The 24,702-nt window shown below is 72.6% G+C and carries 24 protein-coding genes and 1 riboswitch; of the genes, 9 read left to right on the top strand and 15 right to left on the bottom strand.

Annotated features, from left to right (window positions below):
* Positions 1-55: 55 nt before the first annotated feature.
* The 5 genes from modA (at position 56) to NI17_RS22300 (ending at position 3,272) form a co-directional block, all read left to right on the top strand.
* Positions 56-820, top strand: coding sequence for a molybdate ABC transporter substrate-binding protein (gene modA / locus NI17_RS22320; RefSeq protein WP_068690301.1), 765 nt, complete (start codon positions 56-58; stop codon positions 818-820).
* Positions 798-1,637 carry an ABC transporter permease gene (locus NI17_RS22315; RefSeq protein WP_068690299.1) on the top strand — a complete coding sequence of 280 codons (840 nt, stop codon included), beginning with the start codon at positions 798-800 and terminating at the stop codon, positions 1,635-1,637. Before modA ends, NI17_RS22315 begins: the two co-directional genes overlap by 23 nt.
* Positions 1,634-2,695 (top strand): ABC transporter ATP-binding protein, encoded by a 1,062-nt coding sequence (locus NI17_RS22310; protein WP_068690297.1) that lies wholly within the window; start codon positions 1,634-1,636, stop codon positions 2,693-2,695. Before NI17_RS22315 ends, NI17_RS22310 begins: the two co-directional genes overlap by 4 nt.
* Positions 2,696-2,791: 96 nt before the next feature.
* Positions 2,792-3,016, top strand: coding sequence for a type II toxin-antitoxin system RelB family antitoxin (gene relB, locus NI17_RS22305; protein ID WP_068690295.1), 225 nt, complete (start codon positions 2,792-2,794; stop codon positions 3,014-3,016).
* A complete protein-coding gene (locus NI17_RS22300; protein ID WP_068690293.1) occupies positions 3,000-3,272 on the top strand; it encodes a type II toxin-antitoxin system RelE family toxin in 273 nt (90 codons plus the stop codon). The genes relB and NI17_RS22300 overlap by 17 nt, the downstream gene beginning before the upstream one ends.
* Here the strand turns inward: NI17_RS22300 and NI17_RS22295 are convergent.
* From NI17_RS22295 to NI17_RS22260, 8 genes are all read right to left on the bottom strand, one after another.
* Entirely contained in the window at positions 3,260-3,712 is a 453-nt protein-coding gene (locus NI17_RS22295; RefSeq protein WP_068690292.1) for an SRPBCC family protein, read from the bottom strand. The two genes, NI17_RS22300 and NI17_RS22295, sit on opposite strands and share 13 nt — an antisense overlap.
* A gap of 48 nt (positions 3,713-3,760) precedes the next feature.
* A complete protein-coding gene (locus tag NI17_RS22290) occupies positions 3,761-4,573 on the bottom strand; it encodes a TrmH family RNA methyltransferase (protein WP_068690290.1) in 813 nt (270 codons plus the stop codon).
* Positions 4,574-4,631: 58 nt separating this feature from the next.
* Entirely contained in the window at positions 4,632-5,621 is a 990-nt protein-coding gene (locus tag NI17_RS22285) for an NUDIX hydrolase (protein ID WP_068690415.1), read from the bottom strand.
* A complete protein-coding gene (locus tag NI17_RS22280) occupies positions 5,614-7,716 on the bottom strand; it encodes an RNA degradosome polyphosphate kinase (RefSeq protein ID WP_084012547.1) in 2,103 nt (700 codons plus the stop codon). Before NI17_RS22280 ends, NI17_RS22285 begins: the two co-directional genes overlap by 8 nt.
* Positions 7,717-7,880: 164 nt before the next feature.
* Entirely contained in the window at positions 7,881-9,485 is a 1,605-nt protein-coding gene (locus tag NI17_RS22275) for a vWA domain-containing protein (protein WP_068690288.1), read from the bottom strand.
* A complete protein-coding gene (locus NI17_RS22270) occupies positions 9,482-10,678 on the bottom strand; it encodes a hypothetical protein (RefSeq protein ID WP_199859995.1) in 1,197 nt (398 codons plus the stop codon). The genes NI17_RS22275 and NI17_RS22270 overlap by 4 nt, the downstream gene beginning before the upstream one ends.
* Before the next feature lie 116 nt (positions 10,679-10,794).
* Positions 10,795-11,712, bottom strand: coding sequence for a CPBP family intramembrane glutamic endopeptidase (locus NI17_RS22265; RefSeq protein WP_147416963.1), 918 nt, complete (start codon positions 11,710-11,712; stop codon positions 10,795-10,797).
* A gap of 101 nt (positions 11,713-11,813) precedes the next feature.
* Positions 11,814-12,278, bottom strand: coding sequence for a flavodoxin family protein (locus tag NI17_RS22260; protein WP_068690282.1), 465 nt, complete (start codon positions 12,276-12,278; stop codon positions 11,814-11,816).
* Positions 12,279-12,575: 297 nt separating this feature from the next.
* On the opposite strand from NI17_RS22260, the gene NI17_RS22255 reads away from it, so the two are divergent.
* Positions 12,576-13,634 carry an alpha/beta fold hydrolase gene (locus NI17_RS22255; RefSeq protein WP_068690280.1) on the top strand — a complete coding sequence of 353 codons (1,059 nt, stop codon included), beginning with the start codon at positions 12,576-12,578 and terminating at the stop codon, positions 13,632-13,634.
* 170 nt (positions 13,635-13,804) lie between these two features.
* On the opposite strand, the gene NI17_RS22250 is transcribed toward NI17_RS22255, so the two are convergent.
* From NI17_RS22250 to cobN, 3 genes are all read right to left on the bottom strand, one after another.
* Positions 13,805-14,302, bottom strand: a complete 498-nt coding sequence (locus NI17_RS22250; protein ID WP_068690278.1) for a hypothetical protein — start codon at positions 14,300-14,302, stop codon at positions 13,805-13,807.
* Between the two features lie 289 nt (positions 14,303-14,591).
* Positions 14,592-15,383 carry a precorrin-6A synthase (deacetylating) gene (gene cobF / locus NI17_RS22245; protein ID WP_068690276.1) on the bottom strand — a complete coding sequence of 264 codons (792 nt, stop codon included), beginning with the start codon at positions 15,381-15,383 and terminating at the stop codon, positions 14,592-14,594.
* Positions 15,380-19,021, bottom strand: coding sequence for a cobaltochelatase subunit CobN (cobN, locus tag NI17_RS22240; RefSeq protein ID WP_068690274.1), 3,642 nt, complete (start codon positions 19,019-19,021; stop codon positions 15,380-15,382). The genes cobF and cobN overlap by 4 nt, the downstream gene beginning before the upstream one ends.
* A 108-nt stretch (positions 19,022-19,129) precedes the next feature.
* Positions 19,130-19,323: riboswitch (cobalamin riboswitch) on the bottom strand.
* A 16-nt stretch (positions 19,324-19,339) separates the two neighbouring features.
* Between cobN and NI17_RS22235 the strand changes: the two genes are divergently transcribed.
* Genes NI17_RS22235 through NI17_RS22225 form a run of 3 tightly spaced genes read left to right on the top strand, consistent with a single transcriptional unit; the run spans position 19,340 to position 22,733 of the window.
* Positions 19,340-20,530 (top strand): nitrite/sulfite reductase, encoded by a 1,191-nt coding sequence (locus NI17_RS22235; protein WP_199859994.1) that lies wholly within the window; start codon positions 19,340-19,342, stop codon positions 20,528-20,530.
* Positions 20,527-21,207, top strand: coding sequence for a precorrin-8X methylmutase (locus NI17_RS22230; RefSeq protein WP_068690272.1), 681 nt, complete (start codon positions 20,527-20,529; stop codon positions 21,205-21,207). The genes NI17_RS22235 and NI17_RS22230 overlap by 4 nt, the downstream gene beginning before the upstream one ends.
* On the top strand, positions 21,204-22,733 hold the full coding sequence (locus tag NI17_RS22225) for a precorrin-2 C(20)-methyltransferase (protein WP_068690270.1): 1,530 nt from the start codon (positions 21,204-21,206) through the stop codon (positions 22,731-22,733). Before NI17_RS22230 ends, NI17_RS22225 begins: the two co-directional genes overlap by 4 nt.
* 66 nt (positions 22,734-22,799) lie before the next feature.
* On the opposite strand, the gene NI17_RS22220 is transcribed toward NI17_RS22225, so the two are convergent.
* From NI17_RS22220 to NI17_RS22205, 4 genes are all read right to left on the bottom strand, one after another.
* Positions 22,800-23,303 (bottom strand): helix-turn-helix domain-containing protein, encoded by a 504-nt coding sequence (locus NI17_RS22220; protein WP_068690268.1) that lies wholly within the window; start codon positions 23,301-23,303, stop codon positions 22,800-22,802.
* Between the two features lie 156 nt (positions 23,304-23,459).
* Positions 23,460-23,876 carry an ATP-binding protein gene (locus NI17_RS22215; RefSeq protein WP_119268054.1) on the bottom strand — a complete coding sequence of 139 codons (417 nt, stop codon included), beginning with the start codon at positions 23,874-23,876 and terminating at the stop codon, positions 23,460-23,462.
* Positions 23,873-24,121: a hypothetical protein gene (locus NI17_RS22210; RefSeq protein ID WP_068690264.1), complete on the bottom strand. Its 249-nt coding sequence runs from the start codon at positions 24,119-24,121 to the stop codon at positions 23,873-23,875. The genes NI17_RS22215 and NI17_RS22210 overlap by 4 nt, the downstream gene beginning before the upstream one ends.
* The gene (locus NI17_RS22205; protein WP_243597566.1) at positions 24,121-24,537 is read right to left on the bottom strand and encodes a hypothetical protein; all 417 of its coding nucleotides are present in this window, start codon (positions 24,535-24,537) and stop codon (positions 24,121-24,123) included. The genes NI17_RS22210 and NI17_RS22205 overlap by 1 nt, the downstream gene beginning before the upstream one ends.
* Positions 24,538-24,702 lie beyond the last annotated feature (165 nt).

Raw genomic sequence — 24,702 nt, 5'->3', positions numbered from 1 at the left:
GTGCGGCCCCGTGGTCCCAGGATCACCGGACCGTGCGGGCGGTAGGGTCCCTTCCGTGAGGGACTTCCGAATCGCCGCGCCGCTGTGCGCCGCGCTCGCGGTCTGCGCGTGCGCGCCCGTCGGGGACGGCTCCGCCGAGGGCGCCGACCGCACCCTCACCGTGTTCGCCGCGGCCTCGCTCACCGAGACCTTCCAGGAGCTGGCAGCGGTGTTCGAGGCCGAGCGTCCCGGCGTCGCCGTGGAGTTCGTCTTCGCGGGCAGCTCGGCCCTGGCCGAACAGCTCGTCCAGGGCGCGCCCGCCGACGTGTTCGCCTCCGCCGACACCGCCACCATGGACCGGGTGGCGGACGAGGTCGGCGTGGTCGGCGGCCCGGTGGTGTTCGCGCGCAACACGCTGCGGATCGCGGTTCCGCCGGACAACCCCGCCGGGATCGACTCCCTCAGCGACCTCGCCGACGACGACGTCGCCGTGGCGCTGTGCGCCGAACAGGTGCCCTGCGGGGCCGCCGCGCGCACCGCGCTGGACGCCGCCGGAGTCGCGGTCGAGCCGGTGACCTGGGAGGAGGACGTCAAGGCCGCGCTGACCAGGGTGCGACTGGGCGAGGTGGACGCCGCGCTGGTCTACCGCAGCGACGTGGCGGCCGCGGACGGCGCGGTGCTCGGCGTCGACTTCCCCCAGGCCGACACCGCCGTCAACGACTACCCGGTCGCGGTGCTCGCCGACGCCCCCGAACCGGGAGCGGCCGCGGCGTGGGTGGACCTGGTGACCTCCCCCGAGGGGGCGAAGGCGCTGGACGATGCCGGTTTCGACCTCCCCTGACCCGCGCGGACGGGCGGGGCGCCCCGTCCGCCCGTCCGCGGGCCGCGTCCCCTGGCCGCTCGTGGTCCCCGCGCTGCTCGGCCTCGGCTTCCTGGTGCTGCCCATGGCCGGGCTGCTGGTCCGCGCCCCGTGGCCCACCCTCGGCACCCGGCTGGTCTCCCCCGAGGTGCGCGACGCGCTGGGACTGTCGCTGGTCACGGCGACCGCCGCGACCGCCGTGTCGCTGCTGCTGGGAGTGCCGCTGGCCTGGCTGCTGGCCCGTACCGCCTTCCCGGGGCGGCGCGTGGCGCGGGCGCTGGTCACGGTGCCGCTCGTGCTGCCGCCGGTGGTGGGCGGGGTGGCGCTGCTGCTGGTGCTGGGCCGCAACGGCGTGGTCGGCCGCCACCTGTACGAGTGGACCGGGTACTCGCTGCCGTTCACCCCCGCCGGGGTGGTGGTGGCCCAGGTGTTCGTGGCGATGCCGTTCCTGGTGATCAGCGTGGAGGGGGCGCTGCGCGGCGTCGACCGGCGCTACGAGGAGGCGGCGGCCACCCTGGGCGCGACCCGGTGGACGGTGTTCCGGCGGGTGACGCTGCCGACGGTCGCGCCGGGCGTGCTGGCGGGCGCGGTGCTGTGCTGGTCGCGGGCACTGGGCGAGTTCGGCGCGACGATCATGTTCGCGGGCAACTTCCCCGGCCGAACCCAGACCATGCCGTTGGCCGTCTACCTGGCGATGCAGGAGAGCCCGGAGTCGGCGATCGTGCTCAGCCTGGTACTGCTGGCGGTGTCGCTGCTGATCCTGGTGCTGCTGCGGGACCGGTGGGTGGGGACGCTGTGACCTCCGGCGACGTGGTGCTGGACGCGCGGGTGGCGGTGCGCCGCCCCGCCTTCTCCCTGGACGTGGGGCTGCGGGTCGCGTCCGGCCAGGTGCTGGCGCTGCTCGGCCCCAACGGCGCGGGCAAGTCCACGGTGCTGCGCGCGCTCGCCGGACTGCTGCCGCTGTCGGAGGGGCGCGTCCTGCTGGACGGCGTCGACATCACCGCCGAGCCCGCCGAACGGCGCCCGGTGGGCATGGTGTTCCAGGACTACCTGCTGTTCGCGCACCTGAGCGTGGTGGAGAACGTGGCGTTCGGGCCGCGCTGCCGGGGCGTGCCCACGCGGCGGGCTCGCCGTCTCGCCCTCGACCTGCTCGGCGAGGTGGGTCTGGCCGAGTACGCGGCGGCCCGGCCGCGCGCCCTGTCCGGTGGGCAGGCGCAGCGGGTCGCGCTGGCCCGGGCGTTGGCGGTGCGTCCGCGGCTGCTGCTGCTGGACGAGCCGATGGCCGCGCTGGACGCGCACACCCGGGTGTCGGTCCGTTCGCAACTGCGCCGCCGCCTGGCCGCGTTCGACGGCGCGGCCGTGCTGGTCACCCACGACCCGCTGGACGCGATGGTGCTCGCCGACCGGGTGCTGGTGCTGGAGGACGGCTCGGCCGTGCAGGAGGGGCCGCCCGCGGAGGTGGCCCGGCGGCCCCGCACCGGGTACGTGGCGCGCCTGGTGGGGGTGAACCTGTACCGGGGGGAGGCCGAGGGCACGCGGGTGCTGCTCCCCGGCGGCCCCGGCGGACCGGTGGCGCTGACCGCGGCGTCGTCCCACTCGGGGGAGGTGTTCGCCGCGTTCCCGCCGCGCGCCGTCGCCCTGTACCGGGACCGCCCCCACGGCAGTCCCCGCAACGCCTGGCCGCTGACCGTGGACGGCGTGGAGCGCTTCGGCGACCAGGTGCGCGTCCACCTGACCGGCGCGTTGGCGGTGAGCGCCGACATCACCCCGGCCGCGCTCGCCGAGCTGTCGCTCGCCCCGGGCGAACGGGTGTGGGCGAGCGTGAAGGCGACGGAGGTGGAGTGCTATCCGGCGTGAGCGGCGGACAGGCCCTCTCATCACCGATGAACAGCCGAGACAGTACCGCTCTCCTCGTCGCTATACTTGTATAGCAACCTATTTCAGGAGGTCGGCATGCTGGCTCTCAGACTTCCGGAAGAACTCGAACAGCGTCTTGCCGCTCTCGCCCAAGAGACCGGACGATCCAAGAGTTTCTACGCGCGCGAAGCCATCGCGGCTTACATCGATGATCTGGAAGACGTCTACCTGGCCGAGCGTCGGATCGAGGACCTGCGTGCCGGACGCAGCCACACCATCCCTCTGAGCGAAGTCATGGCCGAGTATGACCTGGACGATTGAGTTCGACGAAGTAGCACGCCGTGATCTCGGCAAACTCGACAGGCAGGAAGCCAGACGAGTACTTCGCTTCCTGAACGAACGGATCGCCCCCGCCGAGGACCCCAGGGTCCTCGGCGATGCTTTGAAGGGAGCGCGGCTCGGTGGCCTCTGGCGCTACCGGGTCGGGGACAACCGGATCATCGTGGAGATCCACGACCGGCTCATCCGCGTTCTCGTCGTGAGAATCGGCCACCGGCGGGAGATCTACCGTTCCTGAGCGCTTTCCACCAGCGCCTTCAACCTCGGCAGAGTGGCCTCGATGGCGCGGGCGTTGCGGGCCGGATGTCCCGCGAGCCGGTAGAGGACCGCGAGCGGGCCCGTGGTCGAGTAGTCGAAGGTCTCGGTGACCCGGGTGGTGCCGTCGTCCAGCGGCTCCAGTTCCCAGCGCCAGCGGTGCGCGCCGATGTGCCGCCAGGCGATGCGGCGGTCCTTCTCGTACTCCACCACCCGGTTGGTCATCCGGTAGGGCACGCCGAACATCTTCATGTCCATGCCGAACTCGGAGCCCGCGGTCAACCTGGTCGGCCCGTGCAGGTGGCCGCGCACCGTGGCGGAGCCGTCGAGGTCGGGGTGGCGGCGCGGGTCGGCGATGACGGCGAAGACCTCCTCCGCGGGGGCGTTGACGACGATGCTGCGGGACACCCGGTGCTTGGCCATGCCCGCACCCTACCGAGCGCGCCCGCCGGCGCTTCGCCTCCCCCTCGGTCAGCCGCCGAGGCCCGGTGCGTGCCGCCGCGTCTCGTACAGCATCACGGCGGCGGCGACGGCGAGGTTCAGCGACTCGGCGGTGCCGACCATCGGAATGCGTACCCGCAGGTCGGCGCGGTCCAGCAGGTCGTCCGGCAGCCCGTCGCCCTCGCTGCCGAGCAGGACGGCCAGCGGCGTCCGGTAGGCGGCGTGCCAGTGGTCGCTGTCGGCGTATCCGGACGTGGCCGCCACCTGGACGCCGTTCGCCTCCGCCCAGGCGAAGAACGTGTCCGCGTCGGGGGCGGACGCCACGTCGACGGCGAAGAGGGAGCCCATGCTGGCCTTCACCGCCGCCGGAGCGTACGGGTCGGCGGTCTCCCCCACCAGGACGACGCCCGCGCCGCCGACCGCGTCGACGGTCCGGACGACCGTGCCGAGGTTTCCGGGGTTGCCCACGCGGTGCAGCGCGGCGAAGACCGCGCCGGGCCCGACCGCGAGATCGTCCAGCCGCGTCGTGCGGCACCGGACGATCGCGGCCAGCCCCGAGGGGCCTTCCCGGTCGGACAGCCGCGTGAACAGTTCGGCGCTGAGCCGCGCCACCCGCGTCCCCCGCGCCTCCTGGTCGGCGACCATCCGCGCGGCGGCCGACCCGGCGAGCAGGTCGGGGGCGACCACCAGGGTCTCGATGTCCCACCCGGCCTCGACGGCGCGCCACACCGGCTGCGCGCCCTCCACGAGGAACACGCCCTCCTTCCGGCGGTACCTGCGGGAGGCGAGCTGCCGCATCCGCTTCACCAGCGGGTTGGCGGCGCTGACGATCGTGTCGGTCATCACGTCCCAACTTCACTTCTCTGCGGTCGGTTCCGAGGACCGTCCGCGCCTCGGTGGTCTAGCCGACGCGGGTGTGGCGCTCCACGGCGGCCAGGGAACCGTCCTCGGCGTCGACGTGCATCACCCAGAAGGTGCCCTTGCGCAGGGACAACTGCTGGGGCACGGGGGAGTCGAGCCGGTCGAACGCCTCACGCATGAGGTCGGCCACCAGTTCCCCGTGGGTGCACACCAGTGTGGGGCCGCGCTCGTCGAGCAGGGCGCCGAAGGCCGCGCGGGCGGCGGCGCGGTCGAAGGAGCCGGAGTCCGACGCGAGCGCCCCGACCGTGAACGCGCGCTCGGTGCGGATCTCCGCCGCGTGGGTGACCGTGTACGGCACCACGGTCTCGGTGCAGCGCGCGGCCGCCGAGGAGACCACGCGGAGCGGGCCGAACACGGCGAGCGTCTCGGCCAGTGCCAGGGCGTCGGCGCGTCCGGTCTCGTCCAGCGGGCGCAGCAGGTCGTGGTCGTTCCAGTCGCGCTTGTCGCCCGCCGAGGCGTGCCGCAGCAGGACCAGCGGAACCGTCCGCGCCGGACCGGCGCGGAAGTTGTCGAGAACGTGCACGTCGTGGTCGTAGCTGAGGCGCTCCCGGGCCGCGTCGAGCGGCGTCCACTCCAGCGCGTCCACCTCCTCGTTGGGGGTGAACCGCGAGGCGGCGGGCGAGGGGGTGGCCGCCCACCACTCGACCTGCTTGGGCCAGCCGTCCTTGAGGTAGCGCTGGGGCGGCAGGCGGCGGCCCAGCACCGGGAGCAGGCCGGTCTCCTCGGAGACCTCCCGCACCGCGGCGGTGAGGATGTGCTCGCCGTTCTTGAGCTTGCCCTTGGGCAGGGTCCAGTCGTCGCGGCCCGGCCGGTGGATGAGGGCGACCTCGCGTCCGTGCCCGGTGTCGCGCCACAGCACCGCGCCCGCGGCCCGGATGGGTTCCAGGTACCCGCCGGGTGCGGTGTCGCGCGGCGGGAAGGCGCTGGTGACGGTGATCGTTTCGGTGCCGGGTCTTTCTGGTTCAGCCATCGACGACCCGCAGGTGACGGTCACCGCGCAGGGTGTTCTGCAGATCCAGCAGCGGCGTCCCCTCCTCGTCGTGCGTGAAGCGGGTCCAACTCCCGTCGGGGTTGAGGTGCCACGTCGACGTACTGTCGGCCATCGCCAGGTCCATCAGGCCGGCGAGTCGGGCGCGCTGCCCCGGGTCGGTGACGCGCACCAGCGCCTCGACCCGGCGATCCAGGTTGCGCGGCATGAGATCGGCGCTGCCGATCCAGACCTGCGGTTCCCCTCCATTCTCGAAGACGAAGACTCGGGAGTGTTCCAGGAACCGTCCGAGGATACTGCGCACCCTGATCGTCTCCGACAGCCCCTCCACCCCCGGGCGCAGCACGCAACTGCCGCGCACCCACAGGTCGATGGGGACTCCCGCCCGGGACGCGGAGTAGAGGGCGTCGATGACCTCCTCGTCCACCAGCGAGTTGGTCTTGATCCGGACGCGTGCGGGCAGTCCCTGGGCGTGGTTGTTGACCTCGTGCTGGATCTGGCGCATCAGCCCCTCGCGGAGCGCGTGGGGGGCCACCAGCAGCCGCCGGTAGTGCTTCTTGCGGGAGAAGCCGGTGAGGTGGTTGAACAGGTCGCTGAGGTCCTCGCCCATCTCCAGGTCGGTGCTGAACAGCCCGAAGTCCTCGTAGATGCGGGCGGTGCTCGGGTTGTAGTTGCCGGTGCCGACGTGGCAGTAGCGCAGCAGGCTGCCGTCGTCCTCCTGGCGGACCACGAGCGCGAGTTTGCAGTGCGTCTTGAGGCCGACCACGCCGTAGACCACGTGGCAGCCCGCCTCCTCGAGCTTGCGCGCCCAGCGGATGTTGTTCTGCTCGTCGAAGCGGGCCTTGATCTCGACCAGGGCGACCACCTCCTTGCCCGCCCGGGCCGCCTCGATGAGGGCCTCCACGATCGGGGAGTCGCCGCTGGTGCGGTACAGGGTCTGCTTGATCGCCACGACCTTGGGGTCGGCGGCGGCCAGCGCGATGAACCGTTCGGTGGTGGTCGCGAACGACTCGTAGGGGTGGTGGACGAGCAGTTCGCGGCTGCGCACCACATCGAAGAAGTCGTTCTGGGCGAGGGCGCGCGGCTCCACCGGGACCATCGGCGAGTACTTGAGTTCGGGCCGGTCCAGTCTGTGCAACTGGGAGAGTCCGGCGAGGTCCAGCGGACCGGGGACGCGGTAGATCTCCTCCTCGACCGCGCCCAGCTCCTCGCGGAGGATGTCCAGGATCTCGTCGGAGATGGTCTCCTCGACCTCCAGGCGCACCAGCGGGCCGAAACGGCGGCGCAGCAGCTCCTGCTCCAGGGACTTGACGAGGTCGTCGGTCTCGTCCTCGTCCACTTCGAGGTCGGCGTTGCGGGTGACCCGGAAGGCGTGGTGCTCCTGGATCTCCATGCCCTCGAACAGTTGCGGCAGGTGGGCGGAGATGACGTCCTCGACCGGGACGAACCGCTGCCCGTCGAGCTCGATGAAGCGCGGCAGCACCGAGGGGACCTTGATGCGGGCGAACGTCTGCCGCCCGGTGTGCGGGTCGCGGACGGTCACCGCGAGGTTGAGGGAGCGTCCCGAGATGTAGGGGAAGGGGTGGGAGGGGTCGACCGCGAACGGGGTGAGCACCGGGTAGATGGCGCGGCGGAAGAACCGGTGCATGCGCTGGGCCTCGTCCTTGGTGAGGTCCTTCCAGCGCACGATGCGGATTCCGGCCTCGACCAGCGCGGGCGCGACGGAGGTGTGGAAGCACTCGGCGTGCCGCTCCATCAGCTCGTGGGTGACCTCGCTGATGGTGCGCAACTGCTCGCGGGGGCTCTGGCCGTTCGGCGAGGAGACCGCGACCCCCGTGGCCAGGCGGCGTTTCAGTCCGGCGACGCGGACCATGAAGAACTCGTCGAGGTTGTTGGAGAAGATGGACAGGAACAGCGCGCGTTCCAGGAGCGGCAGTGAGGTGTCCTCAGCCAGTTCCAGCACCCGCTGGTTGAAGCGGAGCCAGCCGACCTCGCGATCCATGAAGCGGTCGGCGGGCAGGGGTTCGTCGTCCCGCACCGCGTGAACCGTTTCCACACCCACAGTCGCAGACCTCATCTCCCCGAAACGGTCGTCCCCCGGACTCACGGCGTCCCCCGGCCGCACACGTCTACCGGCCTGCCGCTGCCTCAGGCAGCATGCCCGGTAACGGTTTACCCCAAAACACGCATCGCACGACGTTCGGTGCACACTGTGTGACGGCCAGGTGAAAGCGGCGGGCCTCACTGGTATCCGCGAATCTCGCGGAACACCTCGGCGAGCGGGGTCTCGCGCGCGTCGAAGACCCGGCCGCCGCCCAGCGCGGAGAGTTCGGTCATCTCCTCCGTGTTGGCCTCACCGAACAGCACAGTGAACACCGGAATGTCACGCTTTTCTTCCGAGAGTCGGGGGTGGAATCCGTCACGGAACTCCGGAAAGTCCATGCCCTCGTTCACCTCGCCGTCGGTGAGCAGGACGATCGAGGTGAACTCGTCCTCGTCGACGTCGTCCAGTTCGCCGTAGGCCGCGGCGAGCGCGTCGTAGACGGCGGTGGCCGAGCCGAGGGACAGGCCGTCGACCGTCGCGCTGATGTCCGCCAGGACGGGATCGGGGTCCTCCGGCGGGACCGTGAACGTCCGCGGCGGGTGCACCGTCCCGTCGAAGGCGATGAGGGTCACCTCCTCACGCCCGTAGAAGCGCAGATAGCGGTCGGCCAGGGAGTCCGTGTCGGTACCGGCGAGGGTGTGCATGGCCGAGCGCAGGCCCTCGATCCGCTCGCCCCGCATCGAGTAGGACACGTCCATCACGTAGACGGTGCGGGCGGGTCTGCGGATTCTGTCGAAGTAGGCGTCGACCAGTTGGTCGACCACCTCCGCGCGCGCGGGGAAGGGCAGTTCGGTGACGGCCGGGAAGTCCTGGGCCGCGGCCTGCCCTCCCGGGGCCAGGGGGCGGCGGTGTGTCCGGACCCTGATCTCCTCCTGGATCTCGGGGGAGGTCAGGTGGTCGACGAGCGTGTGGTAGTCCTCGGCCGCCTCGTCGGCCGCCGTGGCCAGCAGGGACAGCGGATAGTCGGCGGTGACCACCCCGTCCGCCGGGTGGACGATCCGCATGGGTTGCCCGAGCTCACCGGAGTGGTCCAGGGACAGCAGCACCGACTCGTAGTTGATCATCCCGTCGAGTTCGCCCTGCCGCGCCCGGCGCGTGTACTCCTCGGCGAGCCATCCCGACGAGCCCGCGGTGAGCCGCTGACCGGAGAAGAACTCGGTGAGGGCGGGGGTGACCCCGGCGATGTCGTCGCTCTCCAGCGCCGCCCCGGTGTCGGCGAGCGCCGAGGCGACGCCCACGAGGGCCGTGAACCCGGAGTTGGAGGCGGCCGGGCTGGTCATGCCGTAGGCGAGCTCCCCGTCCGCGGCCGCTTCGGCGATGTCGGCCCAGGTGACCTCGTCGTCGGGTCCCCAGCCGAGCCGGTCGGCGGCCTCGGCGCCCACGCCGAGGACGACGGGTGAGGCCATGACGGGGGTTTCGGCGCTCAGGGCCTCCCTGCCGTCGGGATAGAGGTTGAGGTAGCGGTTGGAGGAGAACCAGACCGCGTCGTAGCGGTGCTCCACCTCTCCCGTGCGGATCATGTCCACACCGTCGAGGGTGCCGGTGTAGTCCATGTGGACGGTGACCCCGATCTCCTCGGCGGCCTCCTGGAGCAGGGGTTCCATGTCGACCAGTTCGCTCCCGGCGAGCACCCGCAGTTCTCCGGGTGTACCGGGACCGGCCGGGTCGCTCCCGGAGCAGGCCGCCGTGCTCAGGAGCAGTCCCGCCGCGAGGGCGGCCGGCATCCAGCGGTCGCGGTTCATCGGGTTCCTCGGTCCCTTCGGTCTCGGGGGGAGGCGGTGACGTCGGGCAGCTCGCCGACGTCCGCCGCGGGGGCCGCGGCCCCGTCTGCCGTGTAGCGGTCCTCGATCTCGCTGAGCATCTGCTCCAGGACCCCGTGGGAGGGGGCGTTGACGACGTCGGTCACCTGTGCGGGAACGGGGATTGCGTGCCGGTCGGCGAGTCCGGTGAACTGGGCGGGATCGCTGGGGCGGAAGCCGTTGAGCGCGGCGAGCCGCTGGAGTTCGGGGTCCTCGACGAGGAGCCTGCCGACCTCGTCCCCCTCCTCGGTGAGGGGGACGAGCGTGTGGTGGGAGATCGTGGTGGGCGCCGGGTACAGCATCACGACGTCCTCCGGGAAGGAGGTCAGGTTCACCGCGGCGCTCACGTACTGCGCCTCGTAGGCCCACAGCAGCGGGGTGTGGCCCGCACCGAGCGCGAGGAAGTGGTCGAAGGGCTGCTGGGAGGTCTGCGGCGGGTCGCCCTGGGCGAGGAACAGGCGGGCCGCCTCGTCCAGCGTCTCGGTGTCGGGGTCGGTGACCACCTTCTCGCCGTTGAGGAGGTAGCTGACGACGGCGAGGTACATCGCGGCGGAGTTGGAGCTGCGCGGGTCGGTGGTGCGGACCAGCACCTCGTTGCGGTTGGCGGAGCCGAACCCGCCGCCGCCGGGAAGGTCCCGCCACCGGGTGCGTTCCCCGGTCAACTCCAGGTAGGCGGCCATGTCGAAGGTGTGCACCCCGTCCGGGCCCCGCGTGACCAGTTCGGCGCCGACCAGTGACTCGATCACGGGCTGCCGGGTGAGGATCACCATCGGCGAGTGGAACGGCTGGTGGTCGTGGTCGACGCCGACGGCGGCCTTCAGCTTCTCGGCCGAGGAGGTGCTGCCGGGGAACCCGAAGTCGTATCCGGTCAGGTCGGTGGTTGCGATGGCGCGCGACCCGGCGGTGCGCACCTCGACCGTGTAGCCGAGCTCCGCGAAGCGGGCCCGCACCTCGGGGTTGGCGAAGAACGGTTCCTTCTCCGAACCGATGACTCCGGTGACGACCACCGCGCGCGCTCCGACGAACCGCACGGCGACCACTGCCACGAGGACCGCTGCGAGCAGCGCGGCGATCGCCATCAGCACGATGACCAGGGGGCTCAGAGGGCTTCTGCTCCGTGTGGTCGGTCCAGCCACGTTTCCCCCGAACTGCCGTACACACTGACCGGGCAGCCGATTCTTCACATATCAGGCATCACGTGGGAGACCGCCACGTGTCCTTCCGGTGAGCGGAAGGTGACCGCCGGTCGCCGTCACAGGACGATCCCGGAGGCCACGACAGCCGTGAGGAGTCCGGTCCGCAGCGCGACGTTGAGCCACATGTTGCGGTAGCGGGTCCACAGGTAGCCGTAGAGCAGACCGGCGACCCCGTATCCGGCGATGGCCGCCACGTAGTCGCCGCCGACGGCGTGCGCGTCGAAGCGGAAGAAGTCGGCGTAGGCGCCGAGGGCCGCGTAGGTGACGGCGAACAGCAGCGCCGTCAGCACGATCCCCGCCGCCGTGCCCAGGACCGCCTCCAGTCTGGTCTGCAGCAGACCGCGGAAGAAGACCTCCTCCGGTACCGCGACGACCAGCAGGATCGCCAGCGTTCCGAGCAGGAGCTCCAGCGCTCCCACGGACTGCAGCGCGTCCCACCGGTGGGTGAGGACGGCCGCCAGTGCCGCGGCAACGGGCACCGCCCCCCACCAGCGCCAGGGCTCCCGGACCCGCAGCGAGAGGGTCTGCATGTCCGTGACGCGGCCCACGCGCAACTGTCCGGCCCGGTCGATCAGCAGGACGGGCAGGGCGGCCAGGAACACCGCTCTGGCCACCGGCGTGCCCAGGATGTACAGGGAACCGCCGAAGAGTTCGAACAACCGCGTGAACAGGACCGCGCCCAGCAGGAAGGCGAGCAGGCACAGGAGCAGCCGGGTCAGTTCGCGGCCGATCGGGTGCCCCTTGAGCGCCAACCCGACCCGCTCGTCGAGTTCGGCCCTGCCGCGGCGCGGGGACAGCAGCCAGGCCAGTGCGGCGCCGAGCGCCGCGGGCACCCAGTAGACCCGGGGCAGGGAGACGGGACTGTGGGGGTCGATCCAGCCGACGCCCGTGGCGTAGGCGGTGGCCACGACGAGCAGGCATGCCAGGATCAGGGCTGTCCCCGCCCAGAGCACCCACACGCGCACCCGATCCACCGGTCCCCCTCGACAGCCGGTTTTCCAGTCTGCCCCGGACCACGTCGGACGCCGTAGAACGTCCACGGAATGTCGTTATTCCCGGTCGTGTGCTGTTTCGCTCATCCCCGTGCCCGTTCGGCGGCGGCCAGTGCGGTGACCGCGCCCAGTTCCCAGCACGCCTCCCGGTCGGCGCGGTCGAGGTCGCCGACGACGGTGACCGGGGGCCGGTGGCGCTGCCAGGACAGGCCCCCGGCGATCGACTCGACCGCGCGGACCGCCCCGGCGGTGTCGTTGTTGCCGTGCACGTACAGCGCGTAGGGCAGACCGGCCGTCTCGGACAGGCAGGGGTAGTACACGACGTCGAAGAAGTGTTTGAGGGCGCCGGACATGTAACCGATGTTGGCGGGGGTGCCCAGGATCACCGCGTCGGCGGCGAGCACGTCGACCGCGGTGGCGGCCAGCGCCGCGCGGGTGACCACCTCGACTCCCTCGACCTCGTCGGTGCGCGCCCCCTCCAGCACCGACTCCAGCATCGCCTGGGTGGAGGGGGACGCGGTGTGGTGCACGATCAGCAGTCGAGCCATGTCCCCAGTATCGCGGTCGGAGCGCCCCGGGTCGGCGGTGGAGCGGGACCCGTCTCCTGGTGACGGCCTGACATGAGCGGACCGAAACCGCACCTCACCAGCGGTTTCCGCCAGGAAGCGCCATTGGTGGGAAGCCCACACATCCCCCCGTCTCCCGGTGTGGGTTCCCGACATGGTCCAGGTCACCTCCCCTCGGGAAGAATCAGCACGACACGGGTTCGTGGGAGAACCGGGCCCGGCCGCCGTCCGCAACCGGTGGCCGTGCCGTTCTCGCCACGGTGACAGGAAGGAAAAGCGTTGACCACTCGACTGCTTTCCGGAGTGACCGGCCAACGGGTGCCCACCTCCAGGCTCACCGTGCACACCCTGCACCTGGGGCGCGACGGCGAACCCGTGGTGTTCGTGCACGGCAACGTCTCCTCCAGCCTGTTCTGGCAGGAGACCATGCTCGCGCTGCCCGAACGGTACCGGCCCGTCGCCGTGGACCTGCGCGGGTTCGGCGACAGCGACCCGCTGCCGGTGGACGCGACCCGCGGACTCGACGACTACGCCGACGACGTGCTGGCCTTCCTCGACGCCTACGGCCTGGAGCGGGCGCACCTGGTCGGGTGGAGCATGGGCGGCGGCGTGGTCCTGCGCGTCACGCAGGCCGCGCCCGCGCGGGTGGCGTCGCTGACCCTGGTCAACCCGGTCTCGCCGTACGGTTTCGGGGGCACGCACGGCGTGGACGGCGCGCTCAACCACCCGTCGGGCGCGGGCTCCGGCGGCGGCACCGCCAACCCCGACTTCGTGGCCCGCCTGGCCGCCGGGGACCGTTCGGACGAGGCGCCGACCAGCCCGCTCCAGGTGTTCCTGACCACCTACGTCGCCCCCGGCTTCACCGCCGATCCCGAGACGGTGGACCGCTACCTGGACTCGATGCTGTCCACCCGCACCGGCGACGACCACTACCCGGGCGACTCCACGGCCACGGACGCCTGGCCCGGCACGGCCCCCGGAACCAGGGGCGTGCTCAACACGATGTCGCCGCTGCACCTGCGGATCGAGGGCCTGGAGAAGATCGACCCCAAGCCGCCGGTGCGGTGGGTCCGCGGCGACCGCGACGTGATCGTCTCCGACACCTCACTGCTCGACCTCGCCCACCTCGGCTCGATCGGCGCGGTCGAGGGCTGGCCCGGTCCCGAGCAGGCGCCCCCGCAGCCGATGGTCTCCCAGACCAGGCGCCTGCTGGACCGCTACGCCGAGGCGGGCGGACGGTACACGGAGACGGTGATCGACGGCGCGGGCCACAGCCCGCACCTGGAACGCCCCGAGGAGTTCCTGGACGCCCTGGTGGACGGGCTGGAGCAGGCGTGACACATCCCGCCCCCGGGGCCTTCCCGGGGGCGGGGCGGTGGCTCCGTCCGACACCGCCGTACCGTTCCGGTGCCGCGGTGCTCGGGGAGTTCCGGTGCGAATCCGGCGGCACGGGGTCCGCCACCGTGGTCGGGCGCCCGGACGCCGCGTTCGGGAGGGCGGACCGCCGGTCAGCCGCAGTTGCCCCAGGTCGGGCGGCCTCCGTAGGTCCAGACGCCGGTGAAGGGGGACTGGATCAGCGCCTCGTACCTCACGCACTGGTTGGCGGCGGGACCGCTCGCCGCCGCGTAGTGCGCGTAGTCGCCCCCGTCGCGGTGCCTGACGACGGTGGAGCCCGCCTGGACGGCGAGCAGCGCCTGCGTGTCGCTCGCGACCCCGTGCGCGTCCCCGGTTCGCAGGGCGACCACGCAGTTCTCCCCGTACTGGGCGTTCCACAGCAGGTACACGGTGCCCATCCGCTCGTAGGCGTGGCCGGGGAGGTCCACCTCGATCGCGTCGCTGTGGAGCACGGTGTAGTTGCCGTTGGACCAGCCGCATCCCGCCTCGGAGACAACAGCCGAGTCAAGCGAGTGCGCGGAGGCGGGGGCAGCGGTGCTCATCACCGCGGCCGCCGCCAGGCCGAGAACCAGAGCGGAGCGTCTGACAACACGTGCGAAGCCGGGGAACAAGGCCGCTTCCTTTCCGCGGGTCGGAACCGTCCCGGCAACGTTAGGGGCGCCCCGCCCGAATCGCCCGGGAAGCGGAGGTCGCTGCCCACGGCCGGTCGCGGACGGCCGCCCTCCGGCCGCCGATCCGCCAGCTGACGGCCCCAGGGGAGAGGCGGCGTGCGCTCCGTCGCAGAGGCGGGGAGTCCGCCACGGCACTTCCCGCCCCAGCCGTCTCTGCCGCCCCACCACGCCCCGCTCGGGGACCGGAGGCCCGCTCCCCGGCCGCTTCCGGCCGGGGCGGCGGGAGGCGTCAGGTCGGAGAGCGGCGGCGCAGCAGGTAGATGTCCATCACCCAGCCCCGGGACGCCCTGACGCGGGCGCGGGCGGCGCGGACGGTGTCGACGACCTCGCCGAGCGGCCCGGCGACCAACTCCTCACCGTCGGTGCCGAGGTTGGCGCCCCACCAGATGTCCCAGGCGTCGCCGGGCAGGTCGGCGCAGGCCAGGTTGCCGTCGAGCATCACCACCAGGTTGTCGGCGCCGGAGGCGACGTCGGTGGCCAGCCGCCGACCGGTGGTGACGGTGACCGGGCTGCCGATCCGGTTGAGCACCAGCCGGTACCGGGCGGCGAGCGCCTGGACACTGCTGACCCCGGGAACCACCCGGTAGTCGAGGTCCACCTCACCGGTCTCACGGACCCGCTCCACCACCCGGATCGTGCTGTCGTAGAGGCTCGGGTCGCCCCACACCAGGAAACCGACCGTGTCGTCGGGACCGGTCTGTTCGAGGAGGACGCGCGCGTAGGCGCGGGCCCGGGCGGCGTGCCAGTCCCGGACCTCGTCGCCGTACGCGCGGTCCGTCTTGGGGGCGCGGTCCCGGGGCGGGTCCGGTACCGCGACGATCCGGTAGCCGTCCCCGGTGATGTGGCGGCGGCAGATCTCCTCGCGCAGCGCCACGAGGTCGCCGGTGCCCGCCCGGCCCGCCTCCGCCTCCTTGTCGGCGACCAGGAAGACGTCGACCTCGTTGAGCGCCCGGACCGCCTCGACGGTGAGCTGGTCGGGCCCGCCCGGACCGATGCCGATGAGCAGCGCCCGCCGGGTCATGGGCGCTCCGTCCCCCGGTCCTCCAGGTCCCCCTCGACGTCGAGGTAGACCTGGCGCAGCGCGTCCATCGTCGCGGGATCGGGCGCCTCCCACAGCTTGCGGTCGGCGGCCTCGGTGAGCCGTTCGACGATGCCGCGCAGCGCCCACGGATTGGCCTGGCGCAGGAACTCCTGGTTCTCGGCGTCCAGGACGTAGGTCTGGGCGAGGGTCTCGTACATCCAGTCGGCGACCACACCGGCGGTCGCGTCGTAACCGAACAGGTAGTCGACGGTCGCCGCCAACTCGAACGCGCCCTTGTAGCCGTGGCGGCGCATCGCCGCCAGCCACCGGGGGTTGACGACCCGCGCCCGGAACACGCGGGCGGTCTCCTCCCCCAACGACCGGGTACGCACCTGGTCGGGGGTGGTGGAGTCGCCGATGTAGGCCCTCGGGGCGGCGCCGGTGAGGGCACGCACGGTGGCGACCATACCGCCGTGGTACTGGAAGTAGTCGTCGGAGTCGGCGATGTCGTGCTCGCGGGTGTCGGTGTTCTTCGCCGCCACCGCGATACGCCGGTAGTTGGCGCGCATGTCCTCGGCGGCGGGCTCGCCGTGCAGGCCGCGGCCGTAGGCGAAACCGCCCCACGCGGTGTAGACCTCGGCGAGGTCGGCGTCGGTGCGCCAGTTCCCGGAGTCGATGAGCTGGAGGATGCCCGCGCCGTAGGAGCCGGGCCGGGAGCCGAAGATCCGCCGCACCGCGCGGTCGGCGTCGCCGTGCTCGGCCAGGTCCCTTCGGGCGTGGGCGCGGACGTAGTTGACCTCGTCGGGTTCGTCCAGTTCGGCGACCATCCGGACGGCGTCGTCGAGCATCGCGACGACGTGCGGGAAGGCGTCCCGGAAGAACCCGGAGATGCGGACGGTGACGTCGATGCGGGGCCGTCCCAGCTCCTGCGGCGGGATGACGGTCAGCTTCCGCACGCGCCGGGACTCCTCGTCCCACTCGGGGCGCACCCCGAGGAGGGCCAGCACCTCGGCGATGTCGTCACCGGAGGTGCGCATGGCCGAGGTGCCCCACACCGACAGGCCCACCGAGCGCGGATACTCGCCGGTCTCGGCACGGTAGCGGTCGATCAGGGCGTCGGCCAGCGCGGCGCCCGTCTCGTAGGCGAGCCGACTGGGCACGGCGCGCGGGTCGACGGTGTAGAAGTTGCGGCCGGTGGGCAGCACGTTGACCAGGCCGCGCAGCGGCGACCCGGACGGTCCCGCCGGGACGTAGCCGCCGTCGAGGGCGTGCAGGACGGCGTCGATCTCGTGGCCGGTCCCGGCCAGGCGCGGAACGACCTCCTCGGCGGCGAACCGCAGGACGCGCACCACGTCGGGGTCGGCCTCCCCCAGCCGCTCGGCCGCGGCCTGTGCCGCGCCGGGGTCCCAGTCGGCCTCCTCCATGGCCTCCACCAGGGCGCGGGCGCGCGCCTCGACGGCGTCGACCCGCGCGAGGTCGCCGGTGTCGCCGTCCAGTCCGAGCGCGCGGCGCAGGCCCGGGACCGCGCCCGCCTGCCCGCTCCACACCTGGGAGGCGCGCAGGATCGCCAGCACCAGGTTGACGCGGGCCGGCCCGGTGGGGGCCGCGCCCAGGACGTGCAGTCCGTCGCGGATCTGGGCGTCCTTGACCTCGCACAGCCAGCCGTCGACGTGCAGCAGGAAGTCGTCGAACTCGGCGTCGTGCGGCCGTTCGGACAGCCCCAGGTCGTGGTCGAGTTTCGCGGCCTGGATCAGGGTCCAGATCTGCGCGCGGATCGCGGGCAGTTTCGCCGGGTCCATCGCGGCGATGTTGGCGTGCTCGTCGAGGAGCTGCTCCAGCCGGGCGATGTCGCCGTAGGACTCGGCGCGCGCCATCGGCGGCACGAGGTGGTCGACGATGGTGGCGTGCGCGCGCCGCTTGGCCTGCGCCCCCTCCCCCGGATCGTTGACCAGGAACGGGTAGACCAGCGGCAGCGCGCCGACCGCCGCGTCGGTGGCGCACGCCGCCGACAGCGCGGCGTTCTTGCCGGGCAGCCACTCCATGGAACCGTGCTTGCCCAGGTGGACGATCGCGTGGGCGCCGAAGCCGCGCTCCAGCCACCGGTAGGCGGCCAGGTAGTGGTGCGAGGGCGGCAGGTCGGGGTCGTGGTAGATCGCCACCGGGTTCTCGCCGAACCCGCGCGGCGGCTGGATCATGAGCACCACGTTGCCCGCCTGGAGGGTGGCCAGCACGATGTCGCCGTCGTCGACGAAGAGCGTGCCGGGCGGCTCGCCCCACGCCTCGGCCATCGCGTCGGTGAGTTCGGCGGGCAGCTCGGCGGTCCACTCGCGGTAGCGTTCGGCGGGGATGCGGACCGGGTTGCCCGCCATCTGCTCGGCGGTCAGCCACTCCTCGTCCTGGCCTCCGGCCTCGATGAGCGCGTGGATGAGCGTGTTGCCCGCCTCGGTGTCGTCGGCGAGATCCAGTCCGGGCAGTCCGTCGCCCAGGTCGTATCCCGCGTCGCGCATGGCGCGCAGCAGGCGCACCGCCGAGACCGGGGTGTCCAGGCCCACGGCGTTGCCGACGCGGGAGTGCTTGGTGGGGTAGGCCGACAGCACGACCGCGACGCGGCGCCGCTCGGGAGGGGTGTGCCGCAGGCGGGCGTGGGCGACGGCGATGTCGGCGGCGCGGCGGCACCGCTCCGGGTCGGTGACGTAGCGGGGCAGGCCCTCGTCGTCGAACTCCTTGAAGGAGAACGGCACGGTGATGATGCGGCCGTCGAACTCGGGGACGGCGATCTGGGAGGCGGAGTCCATCGGGGAGACGCCGTCGTCGGAGGCCTCCCACTGGTCGCGTCCCCAGGTCAGGCAGAGGGCCTGCAGGATCGGGACGTCGAGGCGCGCCAGCTCGGCGACGTCCCACGCCTCGTCGTCGCCCCCGGCTCCGGCGGTGGCCGGGCGGGCGCCGCCGGCGGCCAGCACGGTGACCACCAGGGCGTCGAGCGTGCCCAACTCGGCGATCAGGTCCGCGGGCGCGCCGCGCAGCGAGGAGCAGTAGAGGGGGACGGCGACGGCCTCGCCGGTGGCGTCGACGGCGTCGGCCAGGTCGTGCACGAAGCGGGTGTTTCCGCTGACCTGGTGGGCGCGGTAGTAGAGGATGCCGACCCTCGGCAGCGCGGCGTCCGGTTCCGCGCCTTCCGCGCCGGGGCGGGGCGGCCGGTCGAGCAGGCCCCATTCGGGCAGCTCGGTCGGCGGGTCGAAGCCCTCCCCGCCCAGCAGTACGGTGTCGCAGAGGAAGCCGTGCAGCGCGGCGAGGTTGGCCGGGCCGCCGTAGGCCAGGTAGCGGTGGGCCTCCGCGGCGGTGCCGACGGGCACGGTGGAGTGGGCCATCAGCTCCGCGTCGGGGGTCTGCTCCCCGCCGAGCACCACGACCGGAACCCCGCGGGCCAGGACCCGGTCGAGTCCCTGCTGCCAGGAGCGGGCGGAGCCCAGGATGCGCACGACCACCAGGTCGGCGCCGTCGAGGAGCGCGGGAAGCGAGCCGGGGCCGTCACCGGTGACACTGATGCGCGACGGGTTGGCCCAGACGTAGTCCGCGCCGCTGGCGCGGGCCGACAGCAGGTCGGTGTCGGACGTGGAGAGCAGCGCTACGCGGGGCATCGGCGGCCCGCCCGGAGTCCGGCGATCAGGGGGGACGGCGGCGGGAACGCCGGAGGCGGCGCGGGGCGCGGCACGGCACGGGCCATGGTCGATGTCTCCAAACCCTCGTGGACATGACGTGCCGTGGCCGGTCTCCTGGCTGACGAGTCACCGTCGACGGGCCGACCTTCCCGGGTGGTCCCCCAGTGGTCCCCGGGGTGGTTGCCCAACCCGGGTGAGGCCCGACGACTCCTCGATCACAGTGGCGAGGGCCGCGCCGGTTCCGCACCGGCTTCCCGTTCACCACGGCGAGCCCACCATAACCCACCCGGTGAGAGCGTGTGCAACCATGTGCCGGTGTTCAACCCACTGCCTCCCGACCGCTGCCCCGGGGTGCTGCGACCGCACCTCGCGGCCGACGGCGCGCTGCTGCGGATCCGTGTCCCCGGCGGCCGGATCGGCCGCCGGGGACTGGCGGCGCTCAGCCGGATCGCGGCCGACTTCGGCGACGGCGACCTCCACCTGACCTCGCGCGGCAACGTTCAGATCAGGGGGATTTCCACAACCCCCGAAGGGGAGATTCCGAACGATCTGTCGGATTCTGTGGCCGCTGCCGGCTTTCTGCCGTCCTTCGCCCACGAGCGGGTGCGCAACATCGTCGCCTCGCCCCTTTCCGGGATTGTCGGAGGACGAATGGACGTGCGGCCCGTGGTGGCCGCCCTGGACCGCGCCCTGTGCGCCGATCCGCGCCTGGCAGAGCTGCCGGGACGCTTTCTCTTCGGCCTCGACGACGGCCGCGCCGACCTCGCCGAAATGCCCTGCGACCTGGGGGCCCGCGCGGTCGACGGGGAATCGGCGCAGTTGCGTGTCGGCGCCCTGCCCGGTCCCGTGGTGGCGCGGGAGGAAATCGCCTCGGCGCTGACCGCGCTTGCGCTTCGCTTTCTCGACCTGCGCGCGGACCTGTGGAATGTGCGCCGGCTTCCCGGAAAAGGCCGGGAGCTGCTCGACGGGGCCGAATTCCCGGAGTCCTCCGGCGACACCGGCGAGACCGGCGGGCCGGACGCCGAGAAACGGCGGCGGAACGGGCGCCACGGCATTCTTCCCGTGTCGGACTCCGAGGCCGCGGTGGCGGGTTCGGTCCCGCTCGGCATCCTCACCCCGGCCCTCCAGAGGGCGCTTCTCGACTCGGCGGGGCACGGCTCGGAAACGATCGTCCTCACCCCGTGGCGCGGCGCCGTCGTGGCCCCGCTCGGCGCGGACCGCGCCGAGCGGGCCGCCGCCTCGCTCGCCGCGGCCGGCCTGGTCCTGGACCCGGACTCCCCGTGGAGCCGGGTCAGCGCCTGCGTCGGCTCCCCCGGCTGCTCCCGGAGCCGGGGCGACACCCGCTCGCGCGCGGCCGACCTGGTCCGACGCCTCGAGACCACCGACGTCCGCGACGACGGACTCCCCGTCCACGTCGCCGGCTGCGAACGCGCCTGCGGCGCCCCGCACACCCCACACACCCGCATCCTCATCGGGAGCAGCACGTGACACCACATCCACGTCCCGACAGCCACGGCCGACCGGTCCGACCACCCCGCCGCTACGAGTACGAGACCGACGGCGCCGAGATCTACCTCCGCTCCTTCGCCACCATCCGCGCCGAGGCCGACCTGTCCGGACTGCCCGCCGACGCCGAGCGGGTCGCCGTCCGCATGATCCACGCCTGCGGACAGCCGGACCTCAGCCGCGACCTGGTCGTCCATCCCGATCTGGTGGCGGCTGCCCGGACCGCGCTGCGCTCCGGGGCACCGATCCTCACCGACGCCCACATGGTCGCCTCCGGAGTGACGCGCACGCGACTGCCCGCCGACAACGAGGTGCTGTGCCTGCTGCGCGACCCCCGCGTCCCCGCGCTCGCCGAAGAGTGGAGAACCACCCGCTCGGCGGCGGCGGTGTCGCTGTGGGCCGACCGCCTGGAGGGCGCGGTCGTCGCGATCGGCAACGCCCCCACCGCCCTGTTCCACCTGCTGGAGATGGTCGACGCGGGCGCGCCCCGCCCCGCGGCGGTCATCGGCGTCCCGGTCGGGTTCATCGGCGCCGCCGAATCCAAGGAAGCCCTGGTGGCGCACCCGGCGGACATCCCCCACCTGGTGGTGCGCGGCCGACGCGGCGGCTCCGCCATGGCCGCCTCCGCGATCAACGCACTCGCCCAGGAGAAGGAATGAGCAGCACCTCCGGCCGCCTCTACGGCGTCGGCCTGGGTCCCGGAGACCCGGAACTGATCACCCGCAAGGCCGCCCGCCTCATCGCCGAGGCCGACGTCGTCGCCTACTACTCGGGCACCCACGGCCGCTCCATCGCGCGGTCCATCGCCGCCGAGCTGATCCCGGACGGCGTGGTCGAGGAGCGCCTCGTCTACCCGGTCACCACCGGAACCACCGACCACCCCGGCGGGTACGAGGGCGCCATCGCGGAGTTCTACGACGCCTCCGCCGAGCGCCTGGCCGCGCACCTGGAGCGGGGCCGCGCCGTGGTGGTGCTGTGCGAGGGCGACCCGCTGTTCTACGGCTCCTACATGTACCTGCACGACCGGTTGGCGCCCCGGTTCCCGGCCGAGGTGGTGCCCGGGGTGACCTCGGTGTCGGCGGCCTCGGCGGCGGTGGCGCGCCCACTGGTGCGCCGCACCGACGTGTTCACGGTGCTGCCCGGCACCCTGCCCGTGCCCGAACTGGCGCGGCGGCTGGCCGACACCGACGGCGTGGCGATCATGAAGCTGGGCCGGACGTTCGAGGGGGTCCGCGACGCCCTGGCGCAGGCCGGGCGGCTCGACGACGCCGTCTACGTGGAGCGCGCCTCCATGGACGGGCAGCGGGTGCTGCCGGTGGGGGACGTGGACCCGGCGAGCGTGCCCTACTTCTCGATGGTCCTGGCCACCGGCGACGACGCCCCCCGCAACGGAGGGGCGGCCACCCGGTCCCACGCGGTCGGAGAGACCACTGCGGCCGACCGCGCGGCGCCCGCCGAACTGCTCGTGGTCGGGCTCGGTCCGGCCGGGGAGCAGTGGTTGACCCCGGAGGCGGCACGGGCGCTCGCCGAGGTCGACCACGTCGTCGGCTACGGCCCGTACGTGGACCGCGTCCCTGTGCGGCCCGGCCAGCGGCGGCACTCCAGCGGCAACACGGTGGAGGTGGACCGGGCACGGCTCGCCCTCGACCTGGCGTTGGCCGGGGAGCGGGTGGCCGTGGTGTCGGGCGGGGACGCCGGGGTGTTCGGCATGGCCTCCGCGGTGTTCGAGGCGGCGCAGGACCCCCGCTACGCGGATGTTCCGGTGCGGGTGCTGCCCGGGTTGACGGCGGTGCAGGCGGTCGCCGCGCGGGCGGGCGCGCCGGTCGGCGGGGACTTCGCGGTGCTGAGCCTGTCCGACCGGCTCAAACCGTGGGAGGTCGTCGAGGCGCGCCTGGAGGCGGCGGCCCGCGCCGACCTGGTCATCGCGGTCTACAATCCCGCGTCCCGGTCCCGCACGACCCAGGTGGCGCGGGCCCGCGAGGTGCTGCTGCGGCACCGCCCCGGCGACACCCCGGTGGTGGTCGGCCGGAACGTGGGCCGCGACGGCGAGTCGGTGGAGGTCACCACCCTGGAGAAGCTCGACCCGGACGGTATCGACATGCGCTGCCTGCTCATCGTGGGCTCCTCCGGCACCTCGATGACCCCGTCGGGCGCGGTGTGGACCCGGCGGTACGTGCCGGACTAGCAGGCGGAGGGCGCGGCGCCAGAGGCATGAAGGCGCGGGAAAGTGTCCCTGGCGCCACGATCCCCGCTATTGGGGTGGGGGCCATTCGGGGTGGGTGGGGGATGGTGGGAGTGGTGTGGCGGCGGGTTTTCCGGTGTGGGTGAGGGCTTCGGTGATCGATTGGGTGGGGGCGTGGAGGACGACCAGGTGGCCGTCGGTGTTTTCGGCGATGACGGCGCGGACGGTGTAGCCGTCCAGGGGGTCGGTGTTTTTCAGGGCTGGGGGGTGGGGTGCGCCGAGGCCGGTGAGGAGGGTGTGGATCCGGTCGAGGTCGCGCAGTTGGGTGCGGCCGTGTTCGATGCGGGAGATGGTGGCCTGGGTGAGTCCGGTGAGGTGGGCGAGTTGTTCCTGGGTGATGGGGGTGAGTGTGCGGGCCTGGCGGATGAGGGTGGTGGTGTCGAGGCGGGCCACGGCCCGGGCGACGACCGGATGCGTCCAGAACTCGGTGGGGAAGACGGGGTGGTCGGGGTTGAGTTCGCGGGCGGTGATGGCGACCTTGAGGGCGGCGCGGGTGATCAGCGGTGCGGGCACGGGCGGCTTTCCGGGGTTGGTGCGGGCGGACGGTCGCGGTCGGGTGGCGGGTGATCGCAGGCCCTCACCCCCGACCGGGGGCGCGGACAGACAGGCGTTGAGATCGACGCCGGGGGCCGAGGATCGCGGAGAACCGGCCCCCGGCGTCAGGAAGCGTCACCGGGGTTGGGGCCAGGCGAGCAGGAAGTACACGCCGTTCTCCCACGGGGAGAGGGTTCCCCACTTGGTGGCCAACTGGTCCACGAGGAACAGGCCCCGGCCGGACTCGCACCACGGGTGGGATTCCACCACCTGCGGCACGAGGTGGGGCAGCCGGACGGGCTCGGTGTGGACCTCGCCGCGCACGCCGTGTTCGTCCACCCGTATCCACACGGTGAAGGTCTGCCCGGGGTCGCCGGAGCGGGTGTGCCGCAGGGCGTTCGTGCAGAGTTCTGAGGTGATCAGCTCGGCCCGGTCCACCACCTCCTCGGGCGCGGTCGCCTCCGGGCAGGCGCGCAGGATTCCGGCCACGAACCGGCGGGCGGCGGCCACACTGGTAGGCAGGCCGGGAAAGGACGTGAACGCGACGCTCACCGCGACTCCTTCCCACGGCTGTTCCAGGGGTGGGTGCGGCGGTACAGGGCCACGGCCGACAGTGCCGCGCCGAGCAGGCTGTCAAGGTTGGCCAGCGCGGTGACCGTCCGCTCCACGCTGTGGACGGGCAGAATAAGCCGGTCGGAACCCAGGACGACGGCCATTCCTTGCGCGTGGTCTTCCACATAGGCGCGGCCGTCGGCCAGCAGCGCGACCTGGTCGGGGGTGAGGACGTGGTCGGCCATCACTGCTCCCCGCCGTTCAGGTAGGCGCGGACACGCTTGCGCTGCTGTCCGTAGTAGCCGCGCACCGGGTGCGGGGGCTCGTAGGTGGCCAGGATGTGGTCGAGCAGGTCCACATCGTCCACGGCCACCACCCTGCCGGTGACCCGGTTGCGCGCGGTGTAGGGGCAGGGGGAGCCGTATTCGTAGGTGATCTCCCACAGGGCCGAGTACCGCCGGGCGCACCTGACGAACTCGGGGTAGTCAGGGATGCGCGGCGGGATGGCCCGCGCCTGCCGGGGCGGCGGCGCGGCGTGCCGGGGCCGGTGGACCACCGGCCGCCGCCGAGGCGAGGGGGATGCGGGGACGGGCCGGAGGGCCGCCAGCAGCACAACGGTCCCCAGAAAGGAGCAGGAACAGAGAGAGATAGCCTTACGCACGAGTCACCACCTGGTTTGGTCAGGTCGGGGGCTAAGGCCCTGGTCCGGTGCGCCTACACCGAACCAGGGCCGCTTTTATGGGAGACACTTACAAACTCCCGATAGTTATCGTGCCAATCCCGCATCCTCCACCTCCAGATATCCGCGCAACCTGCAATGATTCCA

This window comes from Thermobifida halotolerans (assembly GCF_003574835.2).
Classification (GTDB): Bacteria; Actinomycetota; Actinomycetes; order Streptosporangiales; family Streptosporangiaceae; genus Thermobifida; species Thermobifida halotolerans.
The sequence above is the reverse complement of the archived record's forward strand: the minus strand, read 5'-3'. Positions and strand labels throughout refer to the sequence as shown.